Source organism: Limnoraphis robusta BA-68 BA1 (genome assembly GCF_034932365.1).
In the GTDB taxonomy this organism is placed as follows: domain Bacteria; phylum Cyanobacteriota; class Cyanobacteriia; order Cyanobacteriales; family Microcoleaceae; genus Capilliphycus; species Capilliphycus robustus.
In genome coordinates this window covers 1-9,168 of the sequence record NZ_JAYGHR010000048.1, presented here as the reverse complement: position 1 = coordinate 9,168, position 9,168 = coordinate 1, and the positions used below count along the sequence as shown (strand labels likewise).

Here is a 9,168-nt window from a genome sequence, read left to right as displayed (position 1 = left end):
CGTAGCTTAATCCGTTTTTCCGCTTAATATCTGTTTTGAAAATACCGTCGGGCAGATGGAAATCAACGCCTCCCGAGAGACTGATCTCTGCTTAAGTGGGGAAACCCAGTTGAGTAAGTCAACTCATCGAAAGAGGAAACCCAAACAGTGATGTTTGGAATCTCCGTCGTTTACGGCGGAGAGGATGTCAAACATTAGTTAACTGGCGATCGCAGCTTGCCAAACCGCATGAGCCACTTCCGGTCCAGTAATATCGTTATGGGCGCCTTCTGGGCCTGAACCTTCTCGAATAAACTCGCGACTATCAAGATTATAGATTTGACCGGGATAAAAGGGGTAGGATGAATTTTGCTCCAACATATCCATATCAACCCCCCCAAAATCATTCCCTCCGCGAGCGCCAAACGCCCCTAAAGCTCCATACATGGGAAATTGGTTAAATTCAAAGAAACTCACCGATCGCGAAAATAAGCTCGTTGCACTCGCCGCTAAGGGATACCACTTACAAACCGCCGTATCAAACTTAGAATAGGTTGTGACAATCGATCCGGAAATTTTCTTCTCCGCAATTAACGGGTAAAAATACCCTGCAACTCCAGGTGTAACCGGAATATCCCGACAATAAGACCAATGAGAAAAAGCCCCTTGAATCAAAAATAAAGAGTTCACCGGGCGTTCTAACAGGCCCCAATTCTTTTCTCCCGATAACATTCCCGACACCACAATACAACCAAAACTATGACCAATTAAATGAAATCGTACCTGTTCCCCGCTTACCCGTTGTAAGTTCTTCAAAAATTCATGTCCCGATCCTTCCCCAAACTGACGCGCCCGATCCTTCATTTTCCAAAATGATAAGGTTCGCAACGGCGCTAAAACACCCCCCCAACTAAACCCGCCATAACTCAAAGCCTCCTCCCTCGCCACGAGAAACGTACTGTCGGGATCAAACGGTTCTCGATCATCGGCTGGTGAAGCCCCTAAATCTTGACTGGTTAACGTTGTTTCTTGGTTGAGAATGCGGTAGGCTTGGCTGACTTCGGGTGGTAATTCCTCCGGGGCGATGTTTTGTTGGGCGGATTGTAAAATCGTTTGCAAAGCTTGTCGAGAGGCGGATGTATCGCTCAAACGGGTTGCGTACTCATTGACCAATTGATTCATCGGAGTGGCTGTAGAAGAGGCGCTAAACCCATAGGAAATCGCCGAAGCATTTACCAAGTCATAATCGCCCCAAGGTTGACTGGGCCAGTGTAACCCGACTAAAAGCGGAGAAAATCCGGGTCGAATGTCTTTAATATTCTCTAGGTCGGTTTTTTGTTCTATCATTGCCTTAATCCAACGACCATATTGACGTCGGGCTGCGGGAACATCACTACGCCATCCATGACTGATTAAAAAAACGTCAGTAATCGGTTCAGTTTTTAACACTTCAATCACCCGTTGGGTCATCTGTCCATCAGGATCGTCTTTGCGTTCTTTTCCGGTTTCATCAAAGGCTATTAGGTAATATCTAAAGTCAGTTTCAGGCACGATTTCAACAGGCATGAGTCACTCCTTGGGCTGCGATCTTGTCAAATTGGGAGTCAGTCTTGCCAAGCTGACAAAAACTGTATCCAATTTAAAGGGGTTTATGAAATATAGAATTCAGTCAATTCTCAAGGCATTCGGTGTAATTTTACTGCTAATATTTGTGGCGATCGCTCACCCGTTCCCCGCCAGTGCCGAACCCATGTCTATTATCAGTTATAATGTTGAATCTGACGATCTCAACGATACTGATCCGCAGTTAGTGGCTGAGGATATTCGAGAAATTTCGGGGGCTGACTTGTGGGGACTTTCGGAAGTTGCAGATCAAGCGGCGGCGGATCTTTTTACGGAGGCGGTTGCTTTTCCCGGAGCGGATTTTGATTCGATCTTCGGCACAACAGGTTCATTAGATAAGCTGCAAATTATTTACAACAAAAATAAACTTCAGCTTGTCGAGAGTGAAGAACTGAATAATATTGGCGGTTCGCGATCGCCGTTAGTGGCTCATTTTAAGTTTTTACCCACAGGTCAAGAGTTCTTGTTTACGGTTAATCATTTTAACCGAGGAAGTGAGACTAAACGCAATCAACAAGCTGAAAATTTACGCAATTGGGCGCAAGCACAATCCTTACCTGTTATTGCGGTTGGCGATTATAACTTTGACTATGATTTAGTCGATAAAAAGGGCAATAAGGCTTTTGATATCTTTTTGAAAAAAGAGGTGATGACCTGGATTAAGCCAAATTGTCTGAAAACCAATTCTTGTCCGCCAACAGGAACTCAATGTGATCCAAAATATGCCAGTATTTTAGATTATGTTTTTGTGTCTCAGATGGCGAAAAATTGGCCGGCTGAATCTGATGTTTTGTTGATTCAAAAACAGGTTTGTCAAAAAGAGAAGGAAGGATTTTCTGATCATTATCCCCTGACGGCTAATTTTAGCATTCCTTAGATTTTGAATCGAATTTTTGTGCCATCGCGATCGCCATTGATTATCATAAAATCAGGCGATCGCTTTTTTGATCTTTATTAGACTGAACGGAGCGAGTCTCATCAGTTTAGTTCGGTGGTTCGGTGAATATAAGAGTCTCAACTTCTATAAGTTGATCGTAACTTTTTACAACAGGGAATGAGTCAGGAACAAGTTATGCAAATCACCGGATTATCCTTAGAAAAAATTCAGGCGTTGATTAACCATAACCGTTAATGAACTCATCCCTATCTTTCACTAATTCAACCGATCTAAGGCTCGTTTTCCTCCCCATCGTTCTACAATTTTATCATCATAATCATCAGCAATTTCTAACACCGCATTCACGGAGGCTTCTAGTTCAAGTTTATCGCAAGTTGAACCCACAATTGTATGCTCAAATACGATATCCCCCCGTTCATCCACTCCAAACGCCCCGAAACGCATATTGTGATTTTCTCGTAATAGAAAACGCATTAAGTCTGGAGTGAGTTCGGCTCCTGTTACGACATAGGATCGGGCTGTAATTATAGCATCATCTTTCCCCCAAGGAAAGACTAACACTTCCACCTGAGCCGAACCCATAAACAGAGCAAGTCCTGGAACTTCTGATTTCGGACAAGGAAATTTACCGTAAAGTTCCCGCATCCATCGCTCAATTTTTTCGTAGCAAGCTTCTTGCTTGAGAGTCTCAAACTTCATATCTCTATTTATTGTCTTGATGCTTCTCACTCGTTTTAGCATCTTTAGAGCAGTTGTTATCAAATTTATATCATTTCTCTAACTCGTCGAACAAAAATTAACGGTACTGTCTGAATTGTGATTGTATGAGAGTCAGCAAGCCAGTGGCAGGCTACCCGATGGCGAAGCCGGGATGAGATACAAAAATTATAGTATGGATTGATGAATAAAATCAAGACTAGAGTTGATATTTTTTGGTTTTTTTGTCAGTTAATTATGAGATCATTATAGAAAATAATTTGGAGTCGGTGATCAATTATTATAATAGATGTCGGTATCTAACCGAGTTCATTTATGTCTAGACCTACTTTTTATATTGCTATCACCAATCATGGATTTGGCCATGCGGTTCGTGCTGCTTCTGTCGCCGCCCAAATTCAACATCTTTGTCCAGATAGCCTGTTAATTTTAGTCACAACGGCGCCGCGTTGGTTGTTAGAATCCTATATCGAAGGTGACTTTATCTTACGTCCTCGGGCGTTTGATGTCGGGGTTATTCAGTCGGATAGTTTAACGATGAATAAAGCCGCAACTCTCGAAAAATTACAGGAAATTCGCAAACAACAAAATTCGATTATCGCCGGAGAAGTTAATTTTATCCGTCAAAATCGCGTTGATTTAGTCTTGGCGGATATTCCACCTTTAGCCGCTTCTATTGCAAAAATAGCGGGAATTCCGGGTTATATGATGAGTAACTTTGGCTGGGATTTTATCTATCGAGATTGGGGGGGAGAATTTATAGAAATCGCCGATTGGGTTGCAGATTGTTTTAGTCAATGTCATGGCTTATTCCGGCTTCCCCTCAACGAAGAGATGAGTGCTTTTTCTAATATGACAGACGTAGGTTTAACGGGAGGAAATCCGCGTTATAATTTAGATACACTCCGAGAAGACTTTCAAATTAACACCCCACCTGAAAAAACAATTCTTTTGACGTTTGGGGGATTAAGTTTAGCTAGAATTCCCTATGAAAATCTACAAAGCTTCCCCGAGTTTACCTTTATAACCTTTGATAAAAATGCGCCTAATTTACCCAATTTAATCTCAGTTCAAACTCAAAAAGCACAAGTCAACAGTTCAATCGATTATACACATATTCGCCCCGTTGACCTAATGCCTTTATGTGGACGAGTGGTTTCTAAACCAGGGTTTAGTACCTATTCAGAAGCCATGCGACTTAATATTCCCATTGTAACTTTGTCTAGAGAAGGGTTCGCCGAAGCCCAAATTTTATTAGAAGGGTTACAAAATTATAGCTCTCATCAAATTTTAACCGATGGGGAATTTTTTGAAAGCAATTGGGAATTTATACACCAACCGTTAAACCCGCCTCGTTTGTCTGAGGTTTTGGATAAAACTGGAAGTGAAACAATAGCTAAAATGCTGCTAAATGTGGTAAAAAATTCAGTGATATAACATCCAGTTCAAGAAGTTTAATTCCTGTAGGGGCGGGTTCTCTAAGAGCTAGAATATCAGCCCGAGATTGACATAAACCCGCCCTAGCCTGAAATTTTAGTAAATGTGGTAAAAAATGGAGTGAGATAACATCGAGTTCAAGAAGTTTAATTCCTGTAGGCGCGGGTTCTCTAAGAGCTAGAATATCAGCCCGAGATTGACATAAACCCGCCTTAATATTAGAGTTAATCTAATTTTGGAAATCGTCCCGAAAAGCACAAATAAGCCGAGAAAATGAACCTAGCCCAATATTCAGGAGTTTAGAAGATGGATGTCGAAATTTATGTTTTAGTGGATACTTCAACTGCTTTAACGAAAGTAGATGTTTTCCTTTCAGAAACCGATGCAGTTTTAGAGAAGAATAAACGGGAAAACCCGACTAAAATAGAACTGTTCAAAAAAACCATCAAAGTTTAAATTCAATAATATTTGTTGAGTTTAAAAATCAACTAAATTTAAACAGTTCTGTGCTGAGATATCTTTCCCCTCCACTGGGTTGAAACGCGACAATAAGCTGATTTTGACAGTCCAAACGCTGTCCAACTTGTAGAGCAGTATAAACAATTGCCCCGGTTGAAATTCCACTCAAAATTCCTTCTTCTGTTGCTAATTTCTGCCCGATTTCATAGGCTTGTTCTTCTGTCACCTGTACGATTTCATCAATTAAATCCGTCCGCAAAATATCAGGAATAAAACCAGCGCCAATCCCCTGAATATTATGAAGTCCCGCAGACTTCCCAATCAAAACCGCACTATTAACAGGTTCAACTGCTATAATTTTTAAGTCAGGCTTTTGTTTTTTTAGATAATATCCCGCCCCCGTTAACGTGCCTCCCGTTCCCACACCCACAACGAGAATATCAACTTTACCGTCTGTATCTTCCCAAATCTCAACGCCAGTCGTTTTATAATGAATTTTCGGGTTAGCTGGGTTGCTAAATTGTTGAGGGGAAAAAGCATGAGGAATACTCGCCAGTAATTCATTTGCTTTAGCAATAGCCCCCGCCATATCTGCTTTAGCGGCAGTGGTGATAATTTCTGCACCATAAGCCTTAACAATTTGTTGACGTTCCTGACTCATATTATCCGGCATCGTTAAAATTAACCGATAGCCTTTCGCCGCACAAACCATCGCCAAACCAATGCCTGTATTGCCAGAAGTCGCTTCAATAATTGTCGAAATACGAGGTTGAATTAATCCCGCTTTTTCCGCTTCATTCAACATACTAATCGCAATTCTATCTTTCACCGATTTTGCCGGATTTAAACTTTCTAACTTCAAGGCAATCTCAGCCACACAATTAAAATGCTGAGGCAACTTTTGTAAATAGACTAAAGGAGTATTGCCAATCGTTTCTGTAATATCAGAGTAAATTTTCATCTTCTTCTTTTACCTTATGAATAATATAGATATATTTTCAGGTCAATTGCAAATAGAAATCATAGTAGTGCAAGCGTCTCGCTTGCTGTATATATATGATATATGTAGCAATCAGGAATCAGTTTGGAAATTCAAGCGGGGAAGATGCCCGCACGACAAACATTATGAGATATCGAAATCTTAAACCATAAGCCGAAAACAAACCCCAACCAAAACTATCATTAACCCAATATGCGGCAGATTATTCAGCCAGGGACGACGGGTAATTTTAAGAAGGGGAAATAAACTAAAAACTAAAATAGATAACAGAGTCACCCCTTGCAGAAAAACTGCTACATCCTCACTCCAAGTTAAAGTAAACAGTCCGATACCACTATAGCCAAATGTTCGAGCAGTAACAGGTAAAAGCTGACCCGCCTCACCAATTGCAGCCGGAATATAATGCACTAAATTCACCGCCAAAACCATCGGTAAATAAGCATAAATCACCGTCGCATAATCCGGCATTTCCGCATCAAACGCTTGCGCTAACTTATGCACTCCATAGGTTACTATTGCCGGAATACTTAACAACCCTATCACAATCGGCAGACTCAGCAGTAAATGTTCAGAATCAAGCGGTAAATCCCCTAAACCCACTAAACTTAAAACCTTCTGACTGTGATGGATAAAAATTCCGCCAAACAACAATAACAGTAGGGCAATTTCGGCAGGAAATCCTTGATGATTTTCTAATAAATCTGCCGCCGGAAACCGAAAATTGAGTTGAACCGAACGATTTGGACAAGCTTTCAAACAACTCATGCACAAAACACAATCCCGGTTATCCGAAAGTTGGGCGGGATGAGAATAAAGCGGACATCCGCCCGTTGCTTGTCCCTCCATTGGCAACGCATCCGCAAACGTCACCGGAGTGGGGCTTGTACTGCCTTTATAACAGCCAAAGGTACTGCACTGACTGCCACAAACCTGTTGAGTCGAACGCAATTCAATCATCCCCAACTTGGCAAACATTCCATTCATCCCACCAATCGGACACAAATACCGACACCAAAGCCGACGTTCATAAATTAAACTACAAATAATCGCCCCCGCAGTAATCGCCACCAACAACCAGGACGATAAATAAGCCCGATGGGGTAAATCCCAGAGTTTTTCCCAGAGATAAATCACCACAAATCCCCCCCAAAGCGCCCAAGCCCCCCATCGATTTAGCCCTTTTGTTGGCCAGGGTAGCAGCTTGCGAGGAAACAGCCACAGAGACAGGTTTCTCAGCCATTCTGCGGTAATCATAAACGGACAAACCGCACACCACAGACGACCCACAACTGGAAACAGGAATAAATAAAACGGCCACCACCAAGCCCAAAATAAATTTAGAGTCATGCTGGCGTCTCGCGTTTGAGGGCCAATAAACCCCATCACCGTCACGGGGATAAAAAATGCCATCATCAACCACCAGACCCGTTTCGGCCACCAGTCACTCAGTAAAAATTGACGTAAACCGGGAATTTCGTTGAGTAAATCCACCCGAAACGTGTTTTTCTTTGATTCTACCGACCACAGCACTTGGTCAGGAATGGTCGTTTGTTCTGGCGGCGTCATAATCACCGCTCGTTTTAAAATATTAGCCAGTTCTGACAGGTTTTCGGGGTAATCGTAGCTGAGTAAACGACGCCGACCTGCGGGATTGAGTTTTAATAGTGTTCGTTCTCGTTCCCGACAAAATTTTTCTAAGAAATATTCAGCAAATTCGGGGATATCCTGTTTGCGTTGTGGTAAATTCGACAGTTTGAGGAAAGCCGCTTCTACTTCAAGCCCAGAGAGTTTCTGAGGACTCGCAAGAATTAAACGCACCCAAAATTGAGACGGTTGAATTTCCCCAAGCGTATTCGCTTCTATTGGGTCAATATTTGGGATAATTTCTCCCGTTTTGAGATAGTGAATTAAACGAGCTTGTTCTGAAGGATTTAATAGGTTAATATGATCAATCAGCAAGGTTCCTCGTTCGAGAAGTTCGATGATGCCCGGTTGACCTGGGCTACCAAATAAAGCATTGGTATTGACGCTTCCGTTTTCTAATCGGGGTAATTGTGCCAGGTCAATTTCTGCAAAGGGATGATTTTTCAGTCTAGATTGAGCATGAATACATCCGGCGATAAAGGTTTTTCCACTTCCGGCCGGTGCTTGTAATAGAATGGGTTCAACAGAAGGGGCGATTTGCTCAATTTGTTGTCGTAATTTTTGCGTGGGTTTACTGATTCCGATTATTTTTTCACCCACAGGAATCGGTTGCAGATAGGGTTGTAATCCTTGAATACGGGCTTGTTCTTTTGCTAAACGCTGGGAGAAATGATCTAAATCTAGAGCCAGTAAACGATTAAATGCAGATTGTATATCGGGATAGACTGCTTGCAGATGTTGTAGGGGTTCTCGTCCTAAAAACCACAGTTCACAGGGCGTTAGAGTAATGGCACTCGTTGTTGAAATACAGGGGTTTGAGTTGCTGAATAAGGGAAGATAGCCAAAAATATCTCCAGCGTTACGGTAAATCATATGGGTTTTTCCCACAGTGGAATGGCGAGAGATTTCTACTGTTCCCCATTTAATAAAATACAGTCCTTGCAGGATGGTTTTTTCTTGATAAATTTCAACCTGCCCTTGGGTGGAGAGAAGTTGCAAATCCTGGGCGATTGCAGCCATCGCCTCAACACTCAATACTCCCCAGATGCGATGAAAACTCAACCAATCAATACAGTCCTCTAATGCTTGTCTGTCAAGGGTTGAATGTTCTTGAGGCATTAGGGGCAAGGATGAAGTAACCATAGCCAACCTAGAACGCAATCCGCAGCAATTTCTTGCTCCTAAAATAATATTATCAGAAATCTCAAATTGAGACTCACTTGTTTGATGGGAGCCGATTAAAATCTGACCAAAAAAAAAGGTAATTAGGAAATATTCTCACTTTCCATCTGAGATGCGGCAAGGGGACTCCCGTTATACCCGACAGGGTTAGCGGGAGAGGAATTGCCGCCCAAAGAAAACTGAGCGGAGCGAGAATCATTGTTAAAAGGAGTAGGAGAATCCGTCATGT

The 9,168-nt window shown here is 42.1% G+C and carries 7 protein-coding genes; 3 read left to right on the top strand and 4 right to left on the bottom strand.

Going from position 1 to position 9,168, the window contains the following annotated elements; genetic code table 11:
* Positions 1 to 198: 198 nt before the first annotated feature.
* On the bottom strand, positions 199 to 1,545 hold the full coding sequence (locus tag VB836_RS13095; protein ID WP_323219717.1) for a hypothetical protein: 1,347 nt from the start codon (positions 1,543 to 1,545) through the stop codon (positions 199 to 201).
* A gap of 85 nt (positions 1,546 to 1,630) precedes the next feature.
* Between VB836_RS13095 and VB836_RS13090 the strand changes: the two genes are divergently transcribed.
* Entirely contained in the window at positions 1,631 to 2,479 is an 849-nt protein-coding gene (locus VB836_RS13090; protein WP_323219716.1) for an endonuclease/exonuclease/phosphatase family protein, read from the top strand.
* A 276-nt stretch (positions 2,480 to 2,755) separates the two neighbouring features.
* On the opposite strand, the gene VB836_RS13085 is transcribed toward VB836_RS13090, so the two are convergent.
* Positions 2,756 to 3,199 carry a YbjN domain-containing protein gene (locus VB836_RS13085; protein ID WP_046280521.1) on the bottom strand — a complete coding sequence of 148 codons (444 nt, stop codon included), beginning with the start codon at positions 3,197 to 3,199 and terminating at the stop codon, positions 2,756 to 2,758.
* A gap of 333 nt (positions 3,200 to 3,532) precedes the next feature.
* Between VB836_RS13085 and VB836_RS13080 the strand changes: the two genes are divergently transcribed.
* Together VB836_RS13080 and VB836_RS13075 are read left to right on the top strand one after the other, a co-directional pair.
* Positions 3,533 to 4,654, top strand: coding sequence for a glycosyl transferase (locus tag VB836_RS13080; protein WP_323219715.1), 1,122 nt, complete (start codon positions 3,533 to 3,535; stop codon positions 4,652 to 4,654).
* 306 nt (positions 4,655 to 4,960) lie between these two features.
* A complete protein-coding gene (locus VB836_RS13075) occupies positions 4,961 to 5,110 on the top strand; it encodes a hypothetical protein (RefSeq protein WP_160315415.1) in 150 nt (49 codons plus the stop codon).
* A gap of 28 nt (positions 5,111 to 5,138) precedes the next feature.
* Here the strand turns inward: VB836_RS13075 and cysK are convergent, their stop codons facing one another.
* Both cysK and VB836_RS13065 read right to left on the bottom strand, forming a co-directional pair.
* A complete protein-coding gene (gene cysK, locus VB836_RS13070) occupies positions 5,139 to 6,074 on the bottom strand; it encodes a cysteine synthase A (RefSeq protein WP_323219714.1) in 936 nt (311 codons plus the stop codon).
* 180 nt (positions 6,075 to 6,254) lie between these two features.
* Entirely contained in the window at positions 6,255 to 8,900 is a 2,646-nt protein-coding gene (locus VB836_RS13065) for a sigma 54-interacting transcriptional regulator (RefSeq protein ID WP_323219713.1), read from the bottom strand.
* Positions 8,901 to 9,168: the final 268 nt, after the last annotated feature.